This is a genomic window from Amycolatopsis sp. Hca4 (genome assembly GCF_013364075.1).
Classification (GTDB): Bacteria; Actinomycetota; Actinomycetes; order Mycobacteriales; family Pseudonocardiaceae; genus Amycolatopsis.
In genome coordinates this window covers 1-23723 of the sequence record NZ_CP054925.1, presented here as the reverse complement: position 1 = coordinate 23723, position 23723 = coordinate 1, and the positions used below count along the sequence as shown (strand labels likewise).

22 protein-coding genes, 1 tRNA gene and 2 pseudogenes are annotated in these 23723 nt (G+C 74.3%); 13 read left to right on the top strand and 12 right to left on the bottom strand.

All coding sequences use genetic code 11. The features are described 5' to 3' along the window. Positions 1-107 precede the first annotated feature (107 nt). From HUT10_RS00120 to HUT10_RS00100, 5 genes are all read left to right on the top strand, one after another. Entirely contained in the window at positions 108-1202 is a 1095-nt protein-coding gene (locus HUT10_RS00120) for a sensor histidine kinase (protein ID WP_176169304.1), read from the top strand. Beyond that, positions 1199-1852, top strand: coding sequence for a response regulator transcription factor (locus HUT10_RS00115; RefSeq protein ID WP_176169303.1), 654 nt, complete (start codon positions 1199-1201; stop codon positions 1850-1852). The genes HUT10_RS00120 and HUT10_RS00115 overlap by 4 nt, the downstream gene beginning before the upstream one ends. An 87-nt stretch (positions 1853-1939) precedes the next feature. Next, on the top strand, positions 1940-2329 hold the full coding sequence (locus tag HUT10_RS00110; protein ID WP_176169302.1) for a hypothetical protein: 390 nt from the start codon (positions 1940-1942) through the stop codon (positions 2327-2329). Positions 2330-2331: 2 nt separating this feature from the next. After that, positions 2332-3636, top strand: coding sequence for a DJ-1/PfpI family protein (locus tag HUT10_RS00105; protein WP_254896580.1), 1305 nt, complete (start codon positions 2332-2334; stop codon positions 3634-3636). A 143-nt stretch (positions 3637-3779) separates the two neighbouring features. After that, positions 3780-7436 (top strand): family 78 glycoside hydrolase catalytic domain, encoded by a 3657-nt coding sequence (locus HUT10_RS00100; RefSeq protein WP_176169301.1) that lies wholly within the window; start codon positions 3780-3782, stop codon positions 7434-7436. A gap of 6 nt (positions 7437-7442) precedes the next feature. On the opposite strand, the pseudogene HUT10_RS00095 reads toward HUT10_RS00100, so the two are convergent. Continuing rightward, positions 7443-8760, bottom strand: a pseudogene (locus HUT10_RS00095) (cytochrome P450). Positions 8761-8798: 38 nt separating this feature from the next. Continuing rightward, positions 8799-9134 (bottom strand): hypothetical protein, encoded by a 336-nt coding sequence (locus HUT10_RS00090; RefSeq protein WP_254897413.1) that lies wholly within the window; start codon positions 9132-9134, stop codon positions 8799-8801. 185 nt (positions 9135-9319) lie between these two features. Here HUT10_RS00090 and HUT10_RS00085 point away from each other — a divergent pair, with 185 nt between their 5' ends. From HUT10_RS00085 to HUT10_RS00075, 3 genes are all read left to right on the top strand, one after another. Further along, positions 9320-10585, top strand: coding sequence for a cation:proton antiporter (locus HUT10_RS00085; protein ID WP_176169299.1), 1266 nt, complete (start codon positions 9320-9322; stop codon positions 10583-10585). A gap of 86 nt (positions 10586-10671) precedes the next feature. After that, the gene (locus HUT10_RS00080) at positions 10672-10854 is read left to right on the top strand and encodes a CsbD family protein (protein WP_176169298.1); all 183 of its coding nucleotides are present in this window, start codon (positions 10672-10674) and stop codon (positions 10852-10854) included. A 67-nt stretch (positions 10855-10921) separates the two neighbouring features. Continuing rightward, positions 10922-11800 carry an alpha/beta fold hydrolase gene (locus HUT10_RS00075; protein WP_176169297.1) on the top strand — a complete coding sequence of 293 codons (879 nt, stop codon included), beginning with the start codon at positions 10922-10924 and terminating at the stop codon, positions 11798-11800. Here HUT10_RS00075 and HUT10_RS00070 read toward each other — a convergent pair. Next, on the bottom strand, positions 11791-12564 hold the full coding sequence (locus HUT10_RS00070) for an SDR family oxidoreductase (protein WP_176169296.1): 774 nt from the start codon (positions 12562-12564) through the stop codon (positions 11791-11793). The genes HUT10_RS00075 and HUT10_RS00070 overlap by 10 nt on opposite strands. Positions 12565-12690: 126 nt before the next feature. Here HUT10_RS00070 and HUT10_RS00065 point away from each other — a divergent pair, with 126 nt between their 5' ends. Next, positions 12691-13521 (top strand): helix-turn-helix transcriptional regulator, encoded by an 831-nt coding sequence (locus HUT10_RS00065; protein ID WP_176169295.1) that lies wholly within the window; start codon positions 12691-12693, stop codon positions 13519-13521. On the opposite strand, the gene HUT10_RS00060 is transcribed toward HUT10_RS00065, so the two are convergent. The 3 genes from HUT10_RS00060 to HUT10_RS00050 all read right to left on the bottom strand — a co-directional run bounded on the left by HUT10_RS00060 (position 13518) and on the right by HUT10_RS00050 (position 16610). Further along, positions 13518-15242, bottom strand: a complete 1725-nt coding sequence (locus HUT10_RS00060) for a SelB C-terminal domain-containing protein (RefSeq protein WP_176169294.1) — start codon at positions 15240-15242, stop codon at positions 13518-13520. The two genes, HUT10_RS00065 and HUT10_RS00060, sit on opposite strands and share 4 nt — an antisense overlap. Beyond that, positions 15233-16516, bottom strand: coding sequence for an L-seryl-tRNA(Sec) selenium transferase (gene selA / locus HUT10_RS00055; protein ID WP_176169293.1), 1284 nt, complete (start codon positions 16514-16516; stop codon positions 15233-15235). Before selA ends, HUT10_RS00060 begins: the two co-directional genes overlap by 10 nt. Beyond that, positions 16516-16610, bottom strand: a tRNA-Sec gene (locus HUT10_RS00050). Before HUT10_RS00050 ends, selA begins: the two co-directional genes overlap by 1 nt. A gap of 54 nt (positions 16611-16664) precedes the next feature. On the opposite strand from HUT10_RS00050, the gene selD reads away from it, so the two are divergent. From selD to HUT10_RS00035, 3 genes are read left to right on the top strand one after another with little or no spacing between them, the layout of a single operon-like run. Next, positions 16665-17657: a selenide, water dikinase SelD gene (selD, locus tag HUT10_RS00045; RefSeq protein ID WP_176169292.1), complete on the top strand. Its 993-nt coding sequence runs from the start codon at positions 16665-16667 to the stop codon at positions 17655-17657. Between the two features lie 57 nt (positions 17658-17714). Beyond that, positions 17715-17927, top strand: coding sequence for a DUF2795 domain-containing protein (locus HUT10_RS00040; protein ID WP_176169291.1), 213 nt, complete (start codon positions 17715-17717; stop codon positions 17925-17927). Between the two features lie 40 nt (positions 17928-17967). After that, positions 17968-18534: a cysteine hydrolase family protein gene (locus tag HUT10_RS00035; protein WP_176169290.1), complete on the top strand. Its 567-nt coding sequence runs from the start codon at positions 17968-17970 to the stop codon at positions 18532-18534. Positions 18535-19107: 573 nt separating this feature from the next. Here the strand turns inward: HUT10_RS00035 and HUT10_RS00030 are convergent. The 3 genes and pseudogenes from HUT10_RS00030 to HUT10_RS00020 all read right to left on the bottom strand — a co-directional run bounded on the left by HUT10_RS00030 (position 19108) and on the right by HUT10_RS00020 (position 21409). Then, on the bottom strand, positions 19108-19437 hold the full coding sequence (locus HUT10_RS00030) for an antibiotic biosynthesis monooxygenase (RefSeq protein ID WP_176169289.1): 330 nt from the start codon (positions 19435-19437) through the stop codon (positions 19108-19110). A 45-nt stretch (positions 19438-19482) separates the two neighbouring features. Beyond that, positions 19483-20379, bottom strand: a complete 897-nt coding sequence (locus HUT10_RS00025; protein ID WP_176169288.1) for a serine hydrolase — start codon at positions 20377-20379, stop codon at positions 19483-19485. A 162-nt stretch (positions 20380-20541) separates the two neighbouring features. Then, positions 20542-21409: pseudogene (locus tag HUT10_RS00020) on the bottom strand (LysR family transcriptional regulator). A gap of 110 nt (positions 21410-21519) precedes the next feature. Here HUT10_RS00020 and bla point away from each other — a divergent pair. Next, positions 21520-22404, top strand: coding sequence for a class A beta-lactamase (bla, locus tag HUT10_RS00015; RefSeq protein ID WP_176169287.1), 885 nt, complete (start codon positions 21520-21522; stop codon positions 22402-22404). Here bla and HUT10_RS00010 read toward each other — a convergent pair. The 3 genes from HUT10_RS00010 to HUT10_RS50255 form a co-directional block, all read right to left on the bottom strand. Further along, complete coding sequence (locus HUT10_RS00010) at positions 22401-23015, bottom strand: NAD(P)H-dependent oxidoreductase (RefSeq protein WP_176169286.1); 615 nt, start codon at positions 23013-23015, stop codon at positions 22401-22403. The genes bla and HUT10_RS00010 overlap by 4 nt on opposite strands. Beyond that, on the bottom strand, positions 23012-23455 hold the full coding sequence (locus HUT10_RS50260; RefSeq protein WP_254897412.1) for a TauD/TfdA family dioxygenase: 444 nt from the start codon (positions 23453-23455) through the stop codon (positions 23012-23014). Before HUT10_RS50260 ends, HUT10_RS00010 begins: the two co-directional genes overlap by 4 nt. Further along, positions 23452-23723, bottom strand: a 272-nt coding sequence (locus HUT10_RS50255) for a TauD/TfdA family dioxygenase (protein WP_254896579.1), incomplete at its 5' end; no start/stop codon positions are given. The genes HUT10_RS50260 and HUT10_RS50255, both read right to left, overlap by 4 nt.

Genomic DNA, 23723 nt, shown 5'->3' with positions numbered 1-23723 from the left:
CCGAATCGGCTTCGGCCTCGACTCCAGCGTAAGCGCCTGGGTGTCGGATGGCCGTGTGAGCGCTTTCCCGGTTGACCGCGGGCCGGGCCGGGCCGCACAGTGACCGCATGAACCGGGCCCTCGGGGTGCTGACCTGCGGCGCCCTCCTTTCGATCGTGCTCGGGGTCCTCGGTTCCGGGGAGCCCCGGCTCGCGCTCGTGCTCGGTGCGGTGTTCGCGGTGCTCGCGACGGCGGGCTTCGGCTGGGTGCGTGGCCGCGGGCAGCTCGGCTGGAGCGCGGCGTACGTCGCCGTCCAGCTGCCGCTGGCCTTCGTGCTGTTCACCGTCGACGCCGGGGTCGGGACGACGCTGTTCCTGGTCGTGCTGGTCAGCCAGTGCGTGCTGCTGCGCCTGCCGCGGCCGGCGGTCGCGCTCGTCATCGCCGTGGTCCCGCTCGTGCACCTCGGGATGTCGCTCGGCGAGGGCCTGCGGGAAGGCATCGGCACCTTCATGTCGGTGCTGTTCGCCGCGATCATCACCGAGCTGTCGCTGCGGGAACGACGCTCGCGCAGCGAACTCGCCGAGGCGTACGCGAAACTCCGTGACCACGCGAGCCAGGCGGAGCGGCTCGCGACGGCGCAGGAGCGCAACCGCGTCGCCCGCGACATCCACGACGGCCTCGGGCATTCGCTCACCGTCGTGCAGATGCAGGTGAAGGCCGCGCGGGCGGTGCTGCCGACCGACCCCGGCAAGGCCGACGCGGTACTGGCGAAAGCTCAGGAGCAGGCCGAAGCCGCGCTCGCCGAGGTCCGCCGCTCGGTGCGGACGCTGCGCGAACCGCGGGTGGTGCCGCCGCTGCCGGAGGCGCTCAAGGCCCTCACCGAAGAGACGTCGGCGACCGGGGTCCCGACCCGGCTCACGGTGACCGGCACCGAACGTCCCCTGCCGGACGAGCGGCGCGAAGCGCTGTACCGGGCCGCGCAGGAGGGCCTGACGAACGTGCGCAAGCACGCCAACGCCGCCACGGCGGACGTGGTGCTCGGCTACACGGCCACCGCGGTCCGGGTCGAGGTCCGCGACGACGGCCGCGGCGGCGACGGCACCCCGTCGGCCGGCTTCGGCCTGGTCGGCCTCCGGGAGCGGGCCGAGCACCTCGGCGGCGAACTCGCCTTCACGTCCACCCCCGGCGGCGGCAGCGCCCTGACCATGGAGATCCCCGGATGACGCCGGTCCGCGTCCTGCTCGTCGACGACCAGGCCCTGTTCCGCGAAGCCCTCGCCACGCTGCTCGCGACGCACGACGGCATCGACGTCGTCGGCGAAGCCGGCAACGGCGACGAAGCCCTGCGCGAAGCCGCTTCCCTGGCGCCGGACGTCGTCCTGATGGACCTGCGCATGCCGGTCCTCGACGGCGTGGCCGCGACCCGGCGGCTCCGGGTCGAACACCCCGGCGTGCGGGTCATCGCGCTGACCACGTTCGACGACGACGAAGACGTCTTCGCCGCCCTGCGCGCGGGCGCGGTCGGCTACCTGCTGAAGGACGTCTCGTCGGCGCGGCTGGTCGAGGCGGTGCTGGCCGCGGCGCGCGGGGAATCGGTGCTGCAGCCCTCGGTGGCGGCGAAGGTCGTCGCGCGGTTCGCGCAGCTGCCGGACGCGCCGCAGCCGCGGCCCCAGCCGCTGGTGGTGCCGCTGTCGGAGCGCGAACTCGACGTGCTGCGCCTGCTCGCCGACGGCCGCAGCAACCGGGAGATCGCCGCGGCGCTGTTCCTCGCCGAGGGCACGGTGAAGAACCACGTCACGAACGTGCTGGGCAAGCTCGGCGCGCGGGACCGGACCCAGGCCGCCCTGCGGGCGAGGGACCTCGGCCTGCTCTAGACCGTGACCCCCGGTCATGACTTCCGGCACCTGGCCGCACGAGGAGAACCCGCGATCCTCCTTCCGGGAACGACCTGGAGGGAACCCATGACCACCACCGAAACCCCGCGGACCACCGGCCGCAAACTCGCCCGGTTCACCGGCCACTACGCCGAGATGGTCGTCGCCATGCTGATCGGCATGGTGGCGCTCGGCCCGCTGTGGCCGCCGGCCTGGCTCGAACGCGCGGGCGTCGACGCGCTCGTGATGGCGACGAACATGACCGTCGCCATGGTGCTCGCGATGGTCCTGCGCCGGCATTCGTGGCCGCGGATCGCCGAGATGGCCGCGGCGATGTACCTGCCGTTCGTGGCTCTGCTCGTGCCGTACTGGCTGGGCGCGATCTCCGGCACCACGCTGATGGTCGCCGGGCACGTGATCATGTTCCCGCTGATGCTCGCCGCCATGGTGTGGCGCCGCGCCGAGTACTGGCACTGATCGTGCTGAAGCGCATCGCCTTCCTCCTCGCCGCGGTGGCCGCCGTGCTGGTGGTCCCCGCCGCGGGCGCGACCGTTTCCGCGCTCGGCGCGATCGACGCCCTCTACGCCGCGGGCCCGGCGCGGCCCGTCCCGCCGGCGGCACCGGTTCCGCACGACCCGGCCAAGCCGACGGCGGTGGTCGTCGTCGGCGACCGCGGCGCCGTCGTCTCCGACGCGCTCGCCCCCTACGAGATCCTGGCCGCGACCGGCCGGTTCAACGTCTACACCGTTGCGCCGCACCGCGCGCCGAAGCCGCTGACCGGCGGTCTGGACCTGGTGCCGGACTTCGATTTCGCCGGCCTCGCCACCCGGCTCGGTTCGCGGGCTCCGGACCTCGTCGTCGTGCCGGCGTTCCCGGACGTCGGCGAGCCGAGCACCGAACCGGTCACCTCGTGGCTGCGGGCGCAGGCCGCGCACGGCTCGAAGCTGCTGAGCGTCTGCAACGGCGGCGCGGTGCTCGCCTCCGCGGGGCTGCTGGACGGGCGGCCGGCCACCGCGCACTGGCTGAAGGTCGACGCCTGGGCCGCCGAGTACCCGGCCGTGCGGTGGGTCCGCGGGGAACGGTTCGTCGACGACGGCACCGTCGTCACCACCGCCGGGATCCTCTCCGGCATCGACGGCACCCTGCACTGGGTCGAGCGGCTGGCCGGACCCGCCGTGGCAGCCGACGCCGCGGCGGCGATCGGCTGGCGCCACTACGGCACCGCGGTGCCGGTGACCCCGCCGGCCGGGACGCCGGACGCGGCCGCGATCGTCAACGCCGGCTTCCGGTGGAACCCCGACGACATCGGCGTGCTGCTCGCCAACGGCGTCGGCGAAGCCGAGCTGGCGTCGGTGTTCGACACCGAAGGCCAGTCGCTGTCCTCGCGCACCCTCGCCGTGAGCGTCGACGGCGGCCCGATCCGGTCCCGGCACGGGCTGACGTTCCTGCCCCGTGCGGCCCTCGCCGCCGCCCCGGACCTCGACCGGCTGCTGGTGCCCGGCGCCACGCGCGGGGTCACGCCGCCACCCGGCGGACCGGCGCCCGAGTACGTCCACGACCGGCCGGGCTTCCCGTACGACCTCGCGGTCAGCGGGCTGTCCCGCCGCACCGACGTCGCCACCGCGCGCTGGACGGCGAAGGTGCTGGAGCTGCCCACCGACGGGATCGTCTTCGAGGGCAGCGCGTGGCCGTGGCTGCCGACGGCGCTGCCGGTCGTGCTGGTCCTGCTGGGCTCGACGGCGGTGGTGCTGGTCGTCCGGCTCCGGCGGAAGCCGCCGACCTGAAACGATTTAGGTGGTATGCCCCGGCCAGCCCGGGGCATACCACTGGCGTATTGCCCCGGCGTGAGCTTGTGATTACAGTCACCAGGCACGCCGGGTTGAAACGTTCTAAATCCGGCGCCCGTCCCCGCCGCAAGGGAGCCTGCATGCTGCCCTCGAAGCTCTGGTGCGCCACCACGACCACGCTCGCCGCGATCCTGGCCATGGCGGCCGCCGCGGCTCCCCCGGCCGGTGCCGCGCCGCCGCCCACGCTCGCCGACGCGCACTGGATCTGGTACCCCGAGGGCGACGCCCGCGTCGCCGCGCCGGCCGGGACCCGGTACTTCCGCGCCACGTTCACCGTCCCCGCCGGCGCGGTCACCGACGCCCGGCTCGTCCTGACCGGGGACGACACCGCCGACGTCTGGCTCAACGGCATCCCGCTCGCCTCCTCGGCCCGCACCGCGGACTCGTGGCGCCGGGCACTGCCGGTGGACCTCGCGCCCGCGCTCGTCCCCGGCGGCAACACCCTCGCCGTCGCCGTCCGCAACGACGGCGGCCCGGCGGGCCTGCTCGGCCGGCTGCGGGTGACCACGGCGGCCGGCACCACCGACCTGGCCACCGGCACCGCCTGGAAGAGCGCGACGACCGCGCCGGAAGGCTGGGAACAGCCCGGCTTCGCGGACGCGGGCTGGCGCGCGGCCGCGGACCTCGGCGCGTACGGCACGGCACCCTGGGGCACCGGCGTCACCGTCCCCGGCCCGTCGGACGCCTCCCCGCTGTCGGTCGCGAGTGCCACGGTCGCGAACCGGGTGAACCCCCTCGGCGTCGACCCCGCGCAGCCGCGGTTCGGCTGGAAGCTGGCCTCCGCGAGCCCGCAGCAACGCCAGTCGGCCTACCAGCTCGTCGTGTCCACCGGCGGGAAGGACGTCTGGGACAGCGGCCGCGTCGCCGCGGCGCAGCAGGCCGACATCCCCTACGGCGGCCCGCCGCTGGCCTCGCTCACCGCCTACACCTGGCGTGTCCGCGTCTGGGACGGCCAGGGCCGCGCGGGCGGCTGGAGCCCGGTGCAGCGCTTCGAAACCGCACTCCGGACGCCGTCGGCCGAGTGGACCGGCGCCTTCCTCGGCCGGGCCACGACCGGCCCGGACCTCGCCGGGGCGAACTGGATCTGGTACCCCGAAGGCGACCCGGCCGGAGGTGTCCCGCCGTCGACCCGGTTCTTCCGGAAGGCACTGGACCTGGCCGCGGCCCCGGCGAAGGCCACTCTCGTCGTCACCGGGGACGACACCGCAACCGTCTGGGTCAACGGCACCCGCGTCAGCGACTCGCCCCGCGTCGCCGACTCGTGGAAGACGGCCGCCGTCGTCGAGGTCGGCGGTCTCCTCAAGGCCGGCTCCAACACCATCGCGGTCAGCACCGAGAACACCACCCAGAGCCCGGCCGGGACGATCGCCAAGCTGACCGTCCAAGGTGGACCCACGCTGGTCACCGACGGCTCCTGGAAGGCGAGCCAGAACGGCCCGGACGGCTGGCCGCAGCCCGGCTTCGACGACAGCGCCTGGTCCGCGGCACGGGCGCTCACCGCCTACGGCACCGGCCCGTGGGGCGCGAACGTCGCCGTCGGTGCCCCGGCTCCCCTGCTGCGCAAGAGCTTCACCGTCACCAAGCCGGTCGCGAGCGCGCGGCTGCTGACGACCGCGCTCGGGCTGCAGGAGACCCACCTCAACGGCGTGCAGGTCGGTTCCGAGGTTCTCGCGCCGGGCTGGACGGACTACACGAAACGCCTGCAGTACCGGGTTTCCGACGTCACCGGGCAGCTCCGGAGCGGGGAGAACGTCCTCGGCGCGCTCGTCGGCAACGGCTGGTACTCCGGCAGCGTCGGCATCGCCGGGAGCCAGAAGTACGGGACCGAGCCGTGGTACTCCGCGCAGCTGCGGCTGACGTTCACCGATGGCACCAGCACCACGATCGCGACCGACGGCACCTGGAAGGCAGGCGACGGCCCGATCCGCGCCGACGACCTGTACCAGGGTGAAACCTACGACGCCCGGCTCGCGGCGGCCGGCTGGGACCGGCCCGGCTTCGACGACCGCGGCTGGGCGGCGGCCCGCGTGCGCGGCGGCGCACCGCCGAACCTGGTGTCCCAGGCGGACAACGGCGTCACGGTCCAGCAGGAGTTCCAGCCGGTCGCGTGGACCCAGCCGAAACCCGGCGTGTGGGTGGCCGACCTCGGCCAGAACTTCGGCGGCCGGAACCGGCTGAGCGTGACCGGCCCGGCCGGCACGACGGTCACCATGCGGCACGCCGAAGTGCTCAACCCCGACGGCACGATCTACACCACCAACCTCCGCGCGGCCCAGGCCACCGACCGGTTCACCCTGGCAGGCACCGGCGGCGCCGAGACCTACGAACCGCGGTTCACCGTGCACGGCTATCGGTACGTCGAGCTGACCGGCCTGCCGGCGGCCCCGACCGCGGCGACCCTCACCGGGCGGGCGATGTGGACGTCGGCCGCGCAGACCGGGACGTTCACGACGTCGAACCCGCTGGTGAACCAGCTGCAGCACAACATACTCTGGGGTGAGCGCTCGAACATGCTGTCGGTGCCGAGCGATTGCCCGCAGCGCGACGAGCGGCTCGGCTGGACCGGCGACATCGGGATCTTCGCCGGGACGTCGACGTTCAACCTCGACGTCGCGAACTTCCTCGGCAAGTTCAGCGACGACCTGGTCGACGCCCAGCACGACGACGGCTCGTTCACCGACGTCGCGCCGGGCGTGCTGGGCGGCTCGGGCACGGCGGGCTGGGGCGACGCGGGCGTGATCGTGCCGTACACGCTGTGGCAGCGGTACGGCGACACCGGAGTCGTCCAGGAGCACTTCGCCGCGATGGTGAAGTGGGTCGAATACCTGCGCTCGACGTCAGGCGCCGACCTGATCCGCGACCACCAGACCTACGGGGACTGGCTCAATGTCAACGACAACACCGCGCAAGACCTGATTTCGACGGCGTTCTTCGCGTGGTCGTCCCGGCTGGTTTCGCGGATGGCGGCGGCCACCGGCCACAGTGCCGAAGCCGTGCGGTACGGGACGCTCGCCGACCAGGTCGCGGCGGCGTTCACCCGGCGGTTCGCCGCGGCCGACGGCACGATCGGGTCGGGCTCGCAGACCGGGTACGTCCTGGCGCTGGCGTTCGGGCTGCTGCCGTCCTCGCTGGTCCAGCCGGCGGCGGACAAGCTCGCGGCCCGCGTCGCGGCGGCGGGCGGGCACCTGAGCGTCGGCTTCCTCGGCGTGGAGAACCTGCTGCCGGTGCTGGCCGCGCACGGGCACGCCGACGTGGCCTACCAGGTGCTGCTGCAGCCGGGCTTCCCCGGCTGGGGTTACATGATCGGCCACGGCGCGACGACGATCTGGGAGCGCTGGGACGGCATCAGGCCGGACGGCTCGTTCAACGACCCGGGGATGAACTCGTTCAACCACTACGGCCTGGGCTCGGTGGGCGACTTCCTCTACCGGTCGGTGGGCGGCCTGGCCCCGGCGTCCCCGGGCTACGCGTCGCTCCGGATCGCACCCGTGCCGGGCGGCGGCCTCACCTCGGCGAAGGCGGCGTACGAAACGCCCTACGGCAGCGCGGTCAGCGACTGGTCGGCCGCCAACGGACGGCTGACGCTGCGGGTGACCGTCCCGGCGGGTTCGTGGGCGACGGTCGTGGTCCCGACGTCGCAGCCCACCCGCGTGGTGGCGCCGCCCGAGGCGGTGTCGTCGGCGCCGGGAACGTACTTCCTGCCTGCGGGTTCGTACGTCTTCACGGCTCCGGTGTAGCCGGGCTCAGCCCGCCAGGAGCCGCAAGCGCAGGTGGAAGTTGTCGAGGGTCGCGGGCAGCGGCCGGTCCGGGGACAGCACCGGGCCGGTCGCCTGCTCGAACCGGTGCTCGCGCAGCAGTCCGGCCAGCATCGTGCTCGCGCAGAACTGGACCAGGTCCCGGCCGGGGCAGACGGCCGGGCCCGCGCTGAACGGGACGAGGGCCGGGTTCTCCGCCGCCCGGCCGTCGAGCCAGAGGTCCGGCTCGAAGCGGTCCGCGTACGGCAGGTCCGGGTCACGGTGGAAGAAGGGGGTGAAGACCAGCACCGTCGTGCCGGCCGGGCCCCAGGACGTCTCCTCGGTGGTCTCCCGCAGGATCATCGGCGTGGTCGGCCACAGCCGGACCGCTTCCAGCACGCACGCGCGCAGGTAGCTCAGGCGGGCCGGGCCGGTGCCCCCGACGTCCTCGCAGGCGCGGTCCGCGGCCGCCGGGTGGCCGGCCAGCAGGGCCAGCGTCCGGAACGTCGCCATGCCCGCCGCGTCGAACGCGAACAGCCAGTGCGCCACCTGGTCGGGCGCGGCGACCTCCCCCGCCGGCCCGGCGGCCGCGATCACCGCCGCCAGGCTGCCGGGCTCGGCGCGCTCGAGGTGCCCGGCCAGGCGCCGCCGGGAACTCCTCGCGCAGCTGACGGCGCTTCGGGTGCAGGTACGCCCAGTTCGTGTCGAGCCGCAGGCGTTCCAGCTGGTCGGTGAGCGTGGTGTCGTCACGGGCGGCCGCCCCGAGCACGACCCGGCGGACCAGCCGCCACCAGGCGACGTTGAACGTGTCCCAGTCGAGCTCGCGGGTCACCGAGCCCAGCAGGACGGCCGTCTCCTGCGCGACGGCTTCCGCGAACGGCTCCGCCAGCTCGTGCAGCGGGCGGCCGGGCTGCAGCACGGCTTCGGTGAACCGCCGGCGGGCCGGCCGGTCGGCCGCGTCCGAGATCAGCACGCCGTGCGGCTGGAAGTGCCCCAGCGCGGCCCGTTTCTCCACTGTGGACGGACTGAACGGCGTCGGCGCGCCGGCCAGCAGCCGCTTCACGTCGGCGCCGGAGAGCGCCAGCTCCACCGACCGGCCGGGAACGCGCAGCTTCAGCGGATGGCCGTAGTGGCGGTCGCGCAACCGGCGCAGCAGGCGGATGGCCGGGCGGTCGAACTGCAGCTTCCCGGCCAGTGCCATGGCCGCGGGACGGCGCTTGATGACGCCGCCAGCCAGCGTGGGCAGGGCGACCTCGATCGCGACCCGCAGGGTTTCGGCGACCGAAGCGGTCTCCGGTCGCGTGCGGTGTTCCCGAGTGGACGTCATGGCGCCCGGCTACCCGCGGGCCGGGGTGGGGAAACGCCTCAGCCGCGCAGGGCGACGTTCAGCACGTCACCCGCGCGGTCCAGGCAGTCCACGCAGATCACCGCGTCACGGGCGGCGCAGTCCACGCGCAGCAGCGGGCGCCGCAGCCCGAGGAACGTCCGGCGCTCGCGGCGGCCGCAGAAGTCGCACACCGCGGCCAGCGGCGAGGTCACCGCGGCCAGCACGTCGCCCGCGCCGCTCTCCCTGTCCGCGCCGTCGCGCACCACCCGCAGGCCGGCGCGGACGCAGTCGACGCAGATCGGCCCGTTCCGGCCCGGCACGCGGGGGTCCCGCCGCCTGCCGCAGAACCGGCACGGCCCGCCCGCCCCGTTCATCGCCGTCACCGCGGCCTCCTCGGTTTCGCCGCCCGCGCGCCGGGAATCCCCGCCGCGGCGCGCCTCTTCCCGCAACGCTACCCGGCTTCCGGGTACCCGGCCGAGCACGGTGCGCCCGGTGGACCCCGGAAGCACGCCCGGCCGGGCCTCCCCGCCGCGGGTCCGGGCGGGCCGGAGGAGTCCCTTTGTCGTCGCTGACCGTCTTGTTCGGGGTGGCCGGGCTGATCGCGCTGGCCGCGGCGATCGTGCCGAAACTGGTCGCCGACCGGCCGTTCTCGGTGCCGCTGGTGATGCTGCTGGCCGGGATCGTGCTCGGGCTGCTGCCGCTGCCCGCGCCCTACGGCAACGGCTGGAGTGATCCGGCCGCCCACCTGCAGGGGGTGGAATCGTTCACCCAGCTGGGCATCCTCGTCGCGCTCGCCGGGGCGGGGCTGTCCGTGGACCGCCCGTTCGGCCTGCGCCGGTGGGGCACGACGTGGCGGCTGCTCGGCATCACCATGCCGGTCTCGATCCTGCTGATCGCCGTGCTCGGGTACTGGTGGCTCGCGCTCGCGCCCGGTGTGGCGCTGCTGCTGGCCGCGGCGCTGGCGCCGACCGACCCGGTGCTGGCGGGCGACATCGGCGTCCCGCACCCCGACGTCGAACCGGACCTGGCCAGGAACAACGAAATCCGCTTCACCCTGACCACCGAGGCCGGCCTCAACGACGGTCTCACCATGCCGTTCGTCCTCCTCGGCCTGGCGCTGGCGAGCGGGCAGCCCCGGCTGGAGCTGTCCTGGGTGCTGGTGGACCTGCTGCTGCCGCTGGTGGTCGGCGTGGTGGCCGGTCTGGTCAGCGGCCGGGTGCTCGGCTGGGCGATCTTCCGGGCGCCGTCGGACCGGCTGCGCCTGGCCGAGTACGCCGACGGGCTCGTGCTGCTGGCGCTCGCGTTCGTGCCCTACGCGCTCGCGGAAACCGTCCACGGCAACGGGTTCGTCGCCGTGTTCACCGCGGCGGTCGCGGTCCGCACGCAGGAGCGGGAACACGACTACCACGGCGTCCTGCACGCCTTCGGCCACCAGCTGGAACGGCTGTTCGTCCCAGTCGCGCTGCTGGGACTGGGCCTGGCCGTCGGGGACGGCCTGCTGCGCGGGCTGCAGCCCCTCGAAGTGGTGATCGCGGTCACGGCGGTGCTGGTGGTCCGGCCGCTCGTCGGCTGGCTTTCCCTGCTCGGCGCGCCCTCCCCGGGACGGCCCGCCACCGCGGCGATCGCGTTCTTCGGCGTGCGCGGCATCGGGACGCTGTTCTACCTGGCCTACGCGCTCAACCGGCTTCCCGTGGCGGAGCAGGACGTGCTGTGGCGGGTCGGCGCGATCGCCGTCGCGGTGTCGGTGCTCGTGCACGGTGTCCTCGCCGAACCGGCGATCCAGCGGATCGAGCGGACGGGCGGTCACCTGCCGGCCGATGTGTAGCCGCGCGCGAAGTGGGTATGTGTACGGCAAGGCCCTTTTGGCGACTGGCCGATCCGGAAATGTCGCCGCGACGGAAGGTGCACTCGATGAACGACAAGCTGGAGAACAAGGGCGAAGAGCTCAAGGGCCGGGCCAAGGAAGCCGTCGGCGACGCCACCGGCAACGAGCAGTGGCAGGCCGAGGGCAAGACCGACCAGGCCAAGGGCTCGCTCAAGCAGGCGGGCGAGAAGATCAAGGACGCCGTGAAGGGTGTCACGGACAAGAAGTGACCCGCTTTCCGCTGCCGCGCCCCGGGTTTTCGGGGCGCGGCAGCGGGTTCACGTCCGGGGGCTGCCGGTGTTCGAAGACTTCACGCTGGACCGGGTCGACGTCGGTGACGTGACCCTGCGGGTGCGGCACGGCGGTTCGGGACCCCCGGTCCTGTTGGTGCACGGGCACCCCCGCACGCACACGACGTGGTACCGGGTCGCGCCGCGGCTCGCGGAGCGGTTCACCGTGGTGTGCCCGGATCTGCGCGGCTACGGCGAGTCCGGCAAGCCGCCGACCGACGAAAACCACACGCCCTACAGCAAACGCGCCATGGCGGCGGACTGCGTCGCTCTGCTGCGGCGCCTGGGCCACGAGCGGTTTTTCGTGGCGGGTCACGATCGCGGTGCGTACGTGGCCACCCGCCTCGCGCTCGATCACCCGGACGCGGTCCGCGGCGCGGCGATCCTCGACGCCGTCCCGATCGCCGAAGCCCTCGACCGCTGCGACGCCACCTTCGCGCGCGAGTGGTACCACTGGTTTTTCTTCGCCCAGCCGGAAAAACCCGAGCGGGTGATCACCGCCGACCCCGACGCCTGGTACGACGTCGGCACGAAGAACACGCCCGAACGGCTCGGGGCGGAGAACTTCGCCGACTTCCACCGCGCGATCCACGACCCGGCCACGGTGACCGCGATGCTCGAGGACTACCGCGCGGGCCTGGGCATCGACCGGGCGCACGACGAGGCCGACCGCGCCGCCGGGCGGCGGATCGCCTGTCCCGCCCTGGTCCTCTGGTCGAGCGACGACGACATGGAGGACCTCTACGGCGACGTCCTGGCCGTCTGGCGGCCGTGGACGACGGACCTGCGGGGCCACGCGATCAAGTCCGGCCACCACGTGGCCGAGGAGAACCCCGAAGCCCTCGCGGACGCGTTGAGCGAGTTCTTCGGGGGGCTTCAGCGGTAGCGGGACGCGAGCTCCGGGCGCTGGCCGCCGAACGCGGCCAGGTCGGCCCGGAAGACGGCGTCGAGCAGGCCGGCGTCCTCGACTCCCGGCGCGGTGACGGCTTCTCCGAGCTCGAAACCGCGCAGGGACGCCGTCACGACGTCTTCGGCGGACATCCGGGGCACCGCGCTCAAGTCGAGCCCCTGCCGCTCGTGGAACTCGGTCGCGACGACACCCGGGCACAGGACCTGCACCCGGACGCCGGTGTCCGCCAGCTCGGCGTTGAGGGTCTGGGACAGCGCGACCAGGTAGGCCAGTGAGCCGGCGTAGACGGCTCGGCGGGGCATCACGGAGGCGTCGGCGGGACCGCTGAACGCGATCATCCCGGCCACGTTGACGATCTTCCCGGTGCCGCGTTCCTGCATGCCCGCGACCGCGGCCCGGGTCAGCATGGTCGGCGCGGCGACCTTCACGTGCACGAGTTCGTGCGCTTTCGCCGCGGGCAGCTGCGCCAGCGGCATGTAGTGCGCGACACCGGCGTTGTTGACCAGCATGGTCAGCGGCTCGGCGGCGCAGAGGGCGGCGACGGTGCCGATGCCGTCGTCGGTGGCCAGGTCGGCGACGACCGTGCGCACCCGGCGCTCCGGGTGCGCGGCGGCGAATTCGGCGAGGCGGTCCTCGCGGCGGCCGGTGAGGATCAGGTCGTAGCCGTCGGCGGCGAGGCGTTCGGCGAAGGCCCGGCCGATGCCGGAGGTGGCGCCGGTGACGAGGGCGAGCGAGGTCATGGTGACAGTCCTTCCGAGTGGGTCTGCCACCACGATCGGCCGAAACGGCCGGGCCGGGGAGTGCCGGGTTTTCCGGGGACCGGCAGTACCAGGACAACGGGCCGTCCGGCTTGCACAATCGAGGGCATGGCGAACACCGGACTCGGCACGGCCCTGCGCCACTGGCGCGACCGCGTCTCGCCCCAGGCCGCCGGCCTGCCCGCGGGCACCCGCCGCCGCGCCGCCGGCCTCCGGCGGGAGGAGCTGGCCCAGCTGGCCGGCATCTCCGCCGACTACGTCGTGCGGCTCGAACAGGGGCGCGCGACCAGCCCGTCGGCCCAGGTCGTCGAAGCGCTGGCCCGGGCCCTGCGCCTGACCCGTGACGAGCGGGCGCACCTGTTCCGCCTGGCCGGGCTCGCACCCCCGGGTGCCGGCACGGTCCCGCGGCACATCACCCCCGGCGTCCACCGCATGCTGGACCGGCTCGCCGGCACCCCGGTCGCCGTGTTCGACGCGGCCTGGAACCAGCTGCTGGCCAACCCGTTGTACACGGCCCTGATGGGGCCCAGCGACCTCAACGGCGTCCGCCGCAACTTCCTCGGCGGCAACCCCCGGGTGCGCGACACCCCGGAGGAACGGGACGCCCTGCAGGCGGCACTGGTCGCCGACCTGCGCGGCACGGCGGGCCGCTACCCGGATGACGCGGACCTCCGCACGCTGATCACCGACCTGAAGCGGCAGAGTCCGCGTTTCGCCGAGTTGTGGGAATCGGGCGCGGTCGGCCACCACGAGTCCGCCCGCAAGACGATCGACCACCCCGAGGTCGGCGCACTGGCGTTGGACTGCGACGTCCTCGGCGTCGCGGGCAGCGACCTGCGGATCATGGTGTACACGGCGGAGCCGGGCAGCGAGGCAGCCGACCGGCTGGCGCTGCTGGAGGTGATCGGGACGCAGTCGCTCGTGGAGGACCGGGGTTAGCCCCGGGTGCGGCGCGTGCCGTCGCCGAGAGGCTCGGTCTGCCCCGCCGCGTCCAGGCGTTCCAGCAGGGGGATCATCACCCGGCGCGTGCTGTCGAGGGCCTTGCGCGCCTCCGACACCGTGAACGGCTGCGGTATTCCCCGCAGCTGCTCCACCGCCCGCTCCGCCACGTCCGGACCGAGCACCACCCCCTCGGCCACCGCCGTCAGCCGGCCCAGGCGGACCGCCGCCGCCAGTTCGCGGCGGCCGAGGCCCAGCTCGCGCAGCTCGTCCGCCTCCGGCGCGCGGAACGGGTGCTCCGCGAGCCGCTTCACCACCACCGCCAGCGCCTCCTCGACCGCCGGGGCGAGGCCGGCGCCGGGGCGGCGGACCAGGCCGCCCGTCACCTCGAAGCCGGTGCCCCGCAGCACCGGGACGACCAGTTCCGGAGCGGGCAGCCCGAGCCGCTGCCGCAACGCCTCCACCGGCACGCCCGCCGCCGTGCTGTCCCACGCCGCCACCACCGAAGCCGCCTGGGCGCGCAGCTCCGCGAACCGCTCCTCGTCCGCGCACCACTCGCCCAGCCGCTCCCCCGTTTCCGCCAGGCCCATCGCGACGAAGTCCTCGGCGCGCACGAAACCCTTGCGCCGCAGGTAGGTCCGGGCCAGGTCGGGCTCGGCGAGCTCCCGGCCGCGGACCCGCGCCGCACCGCGGCGGGACAGCGCGGGCGGGTCGACGTCGAGGACGTCGAACCCGGCGGCGATCCGGTGTTCGCCCGGGTCGCGCAGCAGGCCGCGGTCGCCGGTGCGCAGCGGCAGCCCGGTGGCCGTGGTGAGCCGGGCCGTGTCCGTCCCGAGTGGACGGACGCGCACCGGCACGGCCGCCGTGCCCAGGTGCAGCACCAGTTCGCGGTGCAGGTCAGCGACGTCCGCGCCGCGCAGCCGCACGTCGAACTCGGCCGTCGTGCGCCACCGGCCGGGGGTGAGCAGGACGTCGCCGCGGCCGACGTCACCACGGGCCGTGCCGCGCAGGTTCACCGCGACCCGGGCCACCGCGCTCACCCGGTCGCGGGGCTCGCCGAGGGCCTGCAACGCGCGGACCTTCACCCGCGCCGGGCCCAGCTGCAGCTCGTCGCCCGCGGCGATCGTGCCGGCGGCGAGGGTGCCGGTGACGACCGTCCCGGCTCCGGACACCGTGAACGCGCGGTCGATCCACAGCCGGACGTCCGCGTCCGGCTCGGGGGACGGCAATCCGGCGGTGAGTGCGCCGATCGCCGCGCGCAGGAGGTCGAGGCCCGCGCCCGTCTTCCCGCTGACGGCGACGCTCGGGACCGCCCCCAGTGACGTCTTCGCGATCTCTTCCCGGGCGAGGGCCGTCGCCGCGGCCGGGTCGGCGCGGTCGGCTTTCGTGACGACCAGCAGGCCGCGGCGGACGCCGAACGCGTCCAGCGCCGCGAGGTGCTCGGCCGACTGCGGCATCCAGCCCTCGTCGGCGGCGACGACGAACAGCACCGCCGGGGCAGGCCCGGCGCCGGCGAGCATGTTCGGCACGAACCGCTCGTGGCCCGGCACGTCGACGAACGCGACGTCCTCGTCGCCGATCCGGGTCCAGGCGAAGCCGAGGTCGATGGTGAGGCCGCGGCGGCGTTCCTCGGCCCACCGGTCCGGTTCCATTCCGGTGAGCCGCCGCACGAGCGTGGACTTGCCGTGGTCGACGTGCCCGGCGGTGACGATCACCCGCATCGGCGGACGGCCTCCCGCAGCTTCGCGTCCTCTTCCGGGCGCACGGTCCGCAGGTCGAGCAGGCACCGGTCCTTGACGACACGGCCGGCCACGGCGGGCTCGCCCGTGCGCAGCGCGGCCGCGTACCGGGCGGGCAGGCTCACCGCGACGCTGGGCAGCTCGACGCCCGGCGCGCCTCCGCCGCCCACCGCCGCCACCGACGCGACCACCAGGGCATCGACGTCGCCGAGCGCGGCGACCAGCGCTTCGGCGCGTTCCCGCAGGCTCGTGACGGACGCTTCGAGCGCGGCGAGCACCGGGGGCCGCGGCCCGCGCAGCGTCGCTTCGAGAGCGGCGAGGGTGAGCTTGTCGACGCGCAGGGCCCGCGCGGCCGGGTGCCGCCGCAGCCGTTCGACCACGGCCGCGTCGCCGAGGAGCAGGCCCGCCTGCGGGCCGCCGAGCAGCTTGTCGCCGCTGGCGGTGACGATCGTGGCGCCGGCCCGCAGCGCGCTCGCCGCGTCCGGCTCGTCCGGCAGGAGCGGGTGCGGGGCGAGCAGGCCGGAGCCGATGTCGGCGACCAGCGGGACGCCGAGCCCGGCGAGCTCGCCGAGCGCTGCCTCCGCGGTGAACCCGGTGACGCGGTAGTTCGACGGGTGGACCTTGAGCACGAACCCGGTGTCCGGGCCGATCGCCGCGGCGTAGTCGCGGGCCGACGTCCGGTTCGTCGTCCCGACCTCGCGCAGCCGGGCGCCGGCCGATTCCAGGAGGTCCGGGATGCGGAAGCCGTCGCCGATCTCGACCAGCTCGCCCCGGCTGACGACGATCTCGCGACCCGGGGCGAGGGCGAGCGCGCAGAGCAGCAGGGCGGCGGCGTTGTTGTTGACCACGTGCACGCCGCCGGCGTCCGGCACCGCCGCCTGCAGGGCCGCGAGGGCCCCGCGGCCGCGGCGGGCGCGGTCGCCGGTCACGAGGTCGAATTCGACGTCGGTGGCGCCCCCGGCCGCGGCGAGCGCGTCGAGCGCCGCCGTCGACAACGGGGCGCGCCCGAGGTTGGTGTGCACGACGACACCGGTCGCGTTGACCACCGGCCGCAGCGAGGACGCACCCGCCGGGAGCCGCGCGAGCACGGCGTCGACGATCGCGTCCGGGGCGATCTCCCCGGCCCGCGCCGCCCGCTGGACTTCGGTGACCACGGATTTCACCAGGTCCCGGCCGAGCGTCCCGGCGGCCTTGGCGATCCGGGGCTCGGCCAGGACCGCGTCGGTCCGCGGGATCGCGCGGCGCGGGTCAGGCATGGCGGAGGCGGACGGGAATCGAACCCGCCAGCGGCAGAACCTGCCGTTCGACGGTTTTGAAGACCGCGCCGGTCACCAGGCCGGATACGCCTCCCTGCACCATGGCTGCCATCCTGCCAAGTCCGCGCCCGATGGGCAGGATGAGGGGGTGGGTTACCGACTGACGCAGTACGCGCACGGCGGCGGCTGCGCGTGCAAGATCCCGCCCGGCGAGCTGGAGGCGGCGGTGGCCGGCCTGACCGGCGCGGCGCCCGTTTCCCCACCGGGTGAGCTGCTCGTGGGCCTGGAAACCGGCGACGACGCGGCCGCGGTCCGGATTTCCGGCGGCACCGCGCTGATCGCCACCACGGACTTCTTCACCCCGGTGGTCGACGACGCCTACGACTGGGGCCGGATCGCCGCGGCCAACGCGCTGTCCGACGTCTACGCCATGGGCGGCACGCCGGTGGTGGCGGTCAACCTGCTCGGCTGGCCGCGGGAGACGCTGCCGTTCGAGCTGGCCGCCGAGGTGCTGCGCGGCGGCCTCGACGTCTGTGCCGCGGCGGGCTGTCACCTGGCGGGCGGGCACAGCATCGACGACCCGGAGCCCAAGTACGGGCTCGCGGTGACCGGCGTCGCGGACCCGGCCCGGCTGCTGCGCAACGACGCGGGCCGCGCGGGCGTGCCGCTGACGTTGACCAAGCCGCTCGGCGTCGGCGTGCTCAATTCGCGGCACAAGGCCACCGGCGAGCGGTTCCCGCAGGCGATCGAGGCGATGACGACCTTGAACGCGCCCGCGTCCCGGGCCGCGCTGGCCGCCGGGGCGGTGTGCGCAACCGACGTGACGGGATTCGGCCTGCTGGGGCACCTGCACAAGCTGGCGCGCGCGAGCGGCGTCACGGCCCGGCTGGACCCGGCGGCGGTGCCGTACCTGGAGGGGGCGCGGGAGGCGTTGCGCGAGGGGTACGTCAGCGGCGGCACCCGGCGGAACCTCGACTGGGTGCGCCCGCACGCGGACCTGTCCCGGGTCTCGGAGGAGGAAGCGCTGCTGCTGGCCGACGCGCAGACCTCCGGTGGGCTGCTGGTGGCCGGGGAGCTGCCGGGCCACCCGGTGATCGGGGTGCTGGAGCCGCGGTCGGAGCACACGATCGTCGTCGGCTGAGTTTCCGGCCCGGCTGTCCCGGGTACGCGGGCCGGGACAGCGATCAGGAGGTGTGTGATGCCCGCTCCGGACCGGACCAGCCTCGAGCAGCATCTGACCGAGACCGAGTACCCCTGCGGCCGCGACGAGCTCCTGCGCCGCGCGGCGGCGGCAGGCGGCGGTGACTCGGTGCTGGGTTCCCTCGGCGGCCTGCCGGACAGCGACCGGTACGAGAACTTCGACGCGGTGTGGGAGGCGGTGTCCGCCAAGCACATCGGCGGGGCACCCTGACGGTCCGGAAATTGTCGGTGGTGCTGGCTAGGGTGACGCCATGACCACACTGACCGGCCGTCCGCACACCGCGCTGCTCGTCATCGACGTGCAGAACGGCGTGATGGAGACGGCACACGAACGCGAATCCGTCCTGGCCAACATCGTGACGCTGGTGGACCGCGCCCGCGCGGCCGGCACCGAGGTGGTGTGGGTCCAGCATTCGAGCGACGAGCTGCCGCACGGGAGCCAGGCGTGGGAGTACGTGCCGGAGCTCGTGCGCCGGGACGCGGAGCCCTTGGTGCACAAGAGGTACGGCGACTCGTTCGAGGACACCGAACTGGAGGAGGTGCTGGCGAGCAGGGGAATCGGCTCGCTGGTGGTGGCCGGGGCGCAGACGGACGCGTGCATCCGCTCGACGCTGCACGGAGCGCTGGCGCGGGGGTACGACGTGGCGTTGGTGGCGGACGCGCACTCGACGGAGGACCTGTCGGTTTATGGGGCACCGCCGCCGGGGCAGGTGATCGCGCACACGAACCTGTACTGGAAGTACCAGACCGCGCCGGGGCGGACGGCGGGGACTTTGGCGACTGCCGAGGTGGAGTTCGGGGTGAAGGCGCCGGCTTGAGGGGTTTGTCCTGGGTGGGTCGGGCGGGGCCGGGGGTGAGGTTCGGGCTGCGCGGGTCGGGCCGAGGTGAGGGTCGGGCGAGGCAGGTTGGGCCGGGGTGAGGGTCGGGCGAGGCAGGTTGGGCCGGGGTGAGGGTCGGGCGAGGCAGGTTGGGCCGGGGGCGCGGGTGAGGATGGCCTGCGCGAAGCCGGGTTTCCGGGCCGGGGTGAGGGTTCGGCGGGGGTGGGGCTTGGGCGGGGTGGGGCCCCCGGCGGGGGGAAGTTCTGCAGGGCCGCAGGTCGGGGTTGGGCAGAGCCGGTTCGAGTGATCCGTCTGAGCGAAGCGACCATGGGTGGGCCAGGCGAGCCGGGCAACCCGCGCGAGGAATACGGCCGCCGAGCGGGGCCCACGCAGGCCCCGCTGGGGTGGGTCCTCCGCGAGCCGGCCGGGTCCTCCGCGTGCCAGGCCGGGTCCTCCGCGTGCCGGCCCGGGGCGGTCCCCGCAAGCCCGAGCGAGGCGAGCCCCTGCGCGGGCCGGGTGTGCGCAGGTTGCGTTGGTCGGCGCGGGCCAAGCGAATCCCGCTGGGGTGCGCCGCTACTTGCGGTCGAAGCCGTACGCTCGCTCCACCCGGGCCACCTCGATGTGGTACCCCGCGTACCACTGCTCCCGCCCGCGGCGCTGGGCCTCCAGGTGCTCCGGGTGCCGCTTCCACGCCGTGATCGACTCGGCGTCGCGGTAGTACAGGACCGTCAGCTCGCGGCCCTCCGCGTCCGTCCGGGACTCGCGGCCCAGGTAGCCCGGCTGGGCTCGGCCGAGCTCTCCCATGCGGGCGTCCATTTCCGCGTACCCGTCCAGGTTGTCCGCGTCCAGCGCGCTCGTGATGATCACCGCGTAGTACGGCGGCTCCGGTCTCGTGAACGACACCGCCGGAGCCTAAGCGCCCCCGAAACCGAACCCCAACCGGTTTTCTCAGCCTCCGCGCAGTTCGTCGCGCAGGGCTCGGGCCACCCGGGACATCAACACCTCCGCCTCCGGCTGGATCGCCGCCGGGACACTCGATTCCGTCAACGCCACCACCGCGAACGCGCCGCCGTCCGCGTGCTCGACCACGCCCATCTCGTGGCGCATGTTCAGCAGCGTTCCCGTCTTCGAAGACCACCGGGCCGCGTCGGAAGCGAAGTCCGGCGTCAAGCGGTGGCGGATCACGTTGTTGGCCATCAGCTCGCGCACGCCCGCCGCCACCGGCGGGGCGATTCTCGACGGTGTCCACAGTGCCTGCAGCAGCCCGAGCAACGCGCGGGCCGACGCCGCGTTCGCGCGGGTCACGTCCAGCTGGGGCAGGCGGTGACCTCCGGGCGTGGCCGCTCCGATCGCCAGGGCCTGGGCGAGGTCAGCTTCGGCCGCGTCGAACCGCTCGGCCGGGGTCTCCACCAGGTCGCGCATGACGTGGCGGACCGCGATCCCTGGCAGGCCCCACTCCCCCAGCCGCCGCGTGATTTCCGGCGGCGGGGTCAGTCCGAAGAGGACGTCCGCGGCCGTCCCGTCGCTCAGGGACGTGCTCAGGTACAGCAGGTCGCCGAGGGCGATGCGGGCCGGGTGGCGGAACCGGGTCAAGCCGGTCGGGCCCGGTGTCGTGACGCCGCCGGGCTCGACCTCCAGCGGGGTGGCCGCGTCGAGCTCGCCGCGGTGGATGCGGTCCAGGGTGGCCGCCGCCAGCGGGACCTTGACCAGGGACGCGATCGGGTACTCCCGGTCCGGCTCGATGCCGAGCTCGGCGCCCGAACGCAGATCGCGGACCAGGAACGAGCCGCGCAGGCCACCTTCCTCCAGAGCCGCCCGCAAGTCACGCAGCAAGGCGGCGCTCACCGGGTCACTCCGAACGACCCACCGACCGCCGCGCACAAGCCACCCGCCCGCACGACGCTCACGGGACCACCCCGAACACCCGCCAGCCACCGCGCCCCGACCGCCCCTCAGCACCGCGCTCACCGGACCACCCCCACACCCACCGACCCACCAGCACAGCGCTCACGCGTCCGTCCCCAAACACCGGCCGACCGCCGCGCGCAGCGTCGTCCGCAGCCGGTCCGCGTCCTCCGCCAATGCCGCGCTCACCCGAATCCTCTCGCCGGCTGCAGCTCGCCGATCGGGCGCCACGACAACCCCAGCTCCTCCGCCTGCGCCACCGAGCACAGCAGCAAGTCACCGGACGCGAACACCTCCGCGGCCGCCGCGGTCAGGGACTCGGCCACCGTCACCTGGGCCGGCGGCAGGCCCACCGCGTCCCGGACCCGCAGGACCGGTCGCGGACGTGCGGGACGTCGTCCTCCGGCTGGATCCACACGCGACGGCGCACCCCCGCCGAGCGGCCCGTGCGCAACGTCTCCAGGTGCAGGACGCGGCTCGGCGGCGGGGCCACCGCCGCCACCCCCAGCGGCACCGACCACACCGCCTCCTCCGCCGGGACCGCCGTCAGCGCGGCGCGGACCTCGCCCGTGCGGACCAGCTCGGCCCGCTCCCCCGGCCCGGCCGGGCGGAACTCGAGGTGGATCTCCAGCGCCCTGGCCTCCGCGGCGAGGCCGGCGAGCTCCCGCACCCCGCACGTGGCAGGCACCGCCACCCGCACCGGCCGCAGCCGGGCGCGCTTCGCGTCGTGTTCCAGCGTCTCGGCCAGCCGCACCAGGCGGCGGGCCGAGGGCAGCACGTCCCGGCCGAACGGCGTGAGCCGCACCCGGCGGGTCGAGCGGTCGAACAGCCGCTCCCCGAAGTGCCGCTCCAGCGCCGCGATGCGCCGGCTCGCCACCGGCTGCGGGATCCGCGCGAGCGCCGCGCCCGCCGTGAAACTCCCCGTCTCGCTCACGCACACGAACGCCCTGCAGCCACCGACCAGGTCCACCACCTCAGCTTATGCCAGTTCGGCATCGAACCGCGCAGTTCCGTCTTGGACAGCATGAACGAACGCCGTGAGACTGCGGAGGACGATCAAGAAACCGGAAGGAAGTCCCCGTGCCGTTCCCCCGCCTCCGGCGGTTCGCGCTCGCCGCGCTGCTCCTCGTCCCGCTCGCCGCCTGCACCGCGGAGACGCCCCAGCCGACGACAACCTCGGCCCCGCAGCCGGATTTCGCCCCGCTGGAACGCAGCTTCGACGCCCGTCTCGGCGTGTACGCCGTCGACACCGGCTCCGGCCGCGAGATCACCCACCGGCCCGACGAACGGTTCGGCTACGCCTCGACGCACAAGGCGTTCTCCGCCGCGGCCGTCCTCCAGCGCACCGGCCTCGACGGGCTCGCGAAGCACCTGACCTACACCCGCGCCGACCTGCAGCCGAACTCCCCCGTCACGGAAAAGCACGTCACCACCGGCCTGTCGCTGCGCGAGGCGATCGACGCGGCCCTGCGCTACAGCGACAACACCGCCGCGAACCTGCTGTTCCGCGAGCTCGGCGGCCCGGCCGGGCTGGCCGCCGCGCTGCGCGGGGCCGGTGACACGACCACCCACGTCGACCGGATCGAACCCGGGCTCAACGACCTCGCGCCCGGCGACGTCCGGGACACGAGCACCCCGCGCGCGATGGCAGGCAGCCTGCGCGCCTTCGCCCTCGGCCCCGCGCTGCCGTCGGAGAAGCGGACCGTCCTGACGGACATCATGCGCGCCAACACGACCGGCGCCGCCCTGATCCGGGCGGGTGCGCCGGCCGGCTGGGCCGTCGCCGACAAGACCGGGACCGGCAGCTACGCCACGCGCAACGACATCGCCGTCGTCTGGCCGCCGGGACGGGCGCCGATCGTGCTGGTGGTCCTGTCCAGCCGCCGGGACAAGGACGCCGAGCACGACGACCGCCTGATCGCGCAGGCGGCGAAGCTCGCGCTCGACGCCTTCCGCCCGAGCTAGCCGAAGAGCCGCTCCGCCTCGGCCGCGACGTCGGCGAGCCACGCGGCCCGCTGCGCCGCACCGGCGTCGGCCACCACCCGCAGCACCAGACGGCGCACCTGCGGCTCGCCGAGGTAGGGCGCGAGGCAGCGTCGCCAGATCGCGTCCAGGGGATCGCCGAACAGCGTCCGCTCCCGTTCCTCGGTCGTGTCCGAGGTGTTGACCACGAGCAGCCGCCGCAGCGACAGCAGCGATTCGGGTGCGCCGCCGGCGTCGTCGAGGCGGTAGGCCACGCCGGGGACGAGGATCCGGTCGAGCCAGCCGCTGAGGATCGCCGGCGGCTTGCCCCACCAGTTCGGGTGGATCGCGACGAGCCCACCCGCCTCGCGCAGTTCACTGCGGTGGCGCTGCACCAGCGGGTCCGGTTCGGCGGCGAGGAACGCCTCCGCCCGCTCCCCGGTGGTGTAGGCCTCCTCCGCGGTCAGGACCGGGTCGAAGCCTTCGGCGTAGAGGTCGTGGAACCGCACCGGCACCCCGGCCGCCTCCAGCGTGCCGACCACTCGCGTGGCGAGCGCGTGGTTGAAGCTGCCCGGCCGCGGGTGGGCGAGCAGCACCACCACCGGCGCGGTCATCCCGTCATCGCCACCAGGATGCGCCGCTCGCCGGTGAACGGCTCGCGCCCGTGGGCCATCAGCATGTTGTTGATCACCATGATGTCGCCGGCCTGCCACGGGAACGCGTAGCTGACTTCGTCGTAGACCGCCCGGATCCGCTCCAGGTCCGCGCCCGGGATCGGGCTGCCGTCGGCGAAGTAGGCGTTGCGCGGCAGGTCCTCCTCCGGGTACAGCTCCAGCAGCGCCTCGCTGACCTCTTCGCCGAGGCTGGAGACGTGGAAGAGGTTGGCCTGGTTGAACCACACGGTGCCGCCGGTGTGCGGCTCGTCCACGAAGGACGGCCGCACGTGCCGCGTGCGCAACCCTTCTTCAGTCCATTCGAAGGTCTGGCCGTGGCTGGCGCAGTAGTCCTCGACGGCCGCGCGGTCCTCGGTCTGGAACGCCTCCTGCCAGGTCAGCCCGAGCCTTCGCGGAACGCGCGAGTGTAGGTGACGCCGCCCGCGAACCGCTCACGCAGGTCTTCCGGCAGCAGCCGGTACACCGCCCGGCTGTCCGCGATCGGGGTCGCGCCGCCGGTTTCCGCGGCGGTGTCGCACAGAAAGAACAGCCGCGCCGGCCAGCTCGCCGAATAGGAGTTTTCGTTGTGCATCGGGATCGACTCGGCGGGCGGGTACTCGGTCGAGGTGTAGATGTTGCCCGCCACGTTCGACCGCGGGGTGGACCGCT

Coding starts and splice junctions, on each gene's coding strand:
- HUT10_RS00120 (WP_176169304.1), top strand. CDS start 108: ATGAACCGGGCCCTCGGGGTGCTGACCTGCGGCGCCCTCCTTTCGATC.
- HUT10_RS00115 (WP_176169303.1), top strand. CDS start 1,199: ATGACGCCGGTCCGCGTCCTGCTCGTCGACGACCAGGCCCTGTTCCGC.
- HUT10_RS00110 (WP_176169302.1), top strand. CDS start 1,940: ATGACCACCACCGAAACCCCGCGGACCACCGGCCGCAAACTCGCCCGG.
- HUT10_RS00100 (WP_176169301.1), top strand. CDS start 3,780: ATGCTGCCCTCGAAGCTCTGGTGCGCCACCACGACCACGCTCGCCGCG.
- HUT10_RS00090 (WP_254897413.1), bottom strand. CDS start 9,134: ATGAACGGGGCGGGCGGGCCGTGCCGGTTCTGCGGCAGGCGGCGGGAC.
- HUT10_RS00080 (WP_176169298.1), top strand. CDS start 10,672: ATGAACGACAAGCTGGAGAACAAGGGCGAAGAGCTCAAGGGCCGGGCC.
- HUT10_RS00070 (WP_176169296.1), bottom strand. CDS start 12,564: ATGACCTCGCTCGCCCTCGTCACCGGCGCCACCTCCGGCATCGGCCGG.
- HUT10_RS00065 (WP_176169295.1), top strand. CDS start 12,691: ATGGCGAACACCGGACTCGGCACGGCCCTGCGCCACTGGCGCGACCGC.
- HUT10_RS00060 (WP_176169294.1), bottom strand. CDS start 15,242: ATGCGGGTGATCGTCACCGCCGGGCACGTCGACCACGGCAAGTCCACG.
- selA (WP_176169293.1), bottom strand. CDS start 16,516: ATGCCTGACCCGCGCCGCGCGATCCCGCGGACCGACGCGGTCCTGGCC.
- HUT10_RS00040 (WP_176169291.1), top strand. CDS start 17,715: ATGCCCGCTCCGGACCGGACCAGCCTCGAGCAGCATCTGACCGAGACC.
- HUT10_RS00035 (WP_176169290.1), top strand. CDS start 17,968: ATGACCACACTGACCGGCCGTCCGCACACCGCGCTGCTCGTCATCGAC.
- HUT10_RS00010 (WP_176169286.1), bottom strand. CDS start 23,015: ATGACCGCGCCGGTGGTGGTGCTGCTCGCCCACCCGCGGCCGGGCAGC.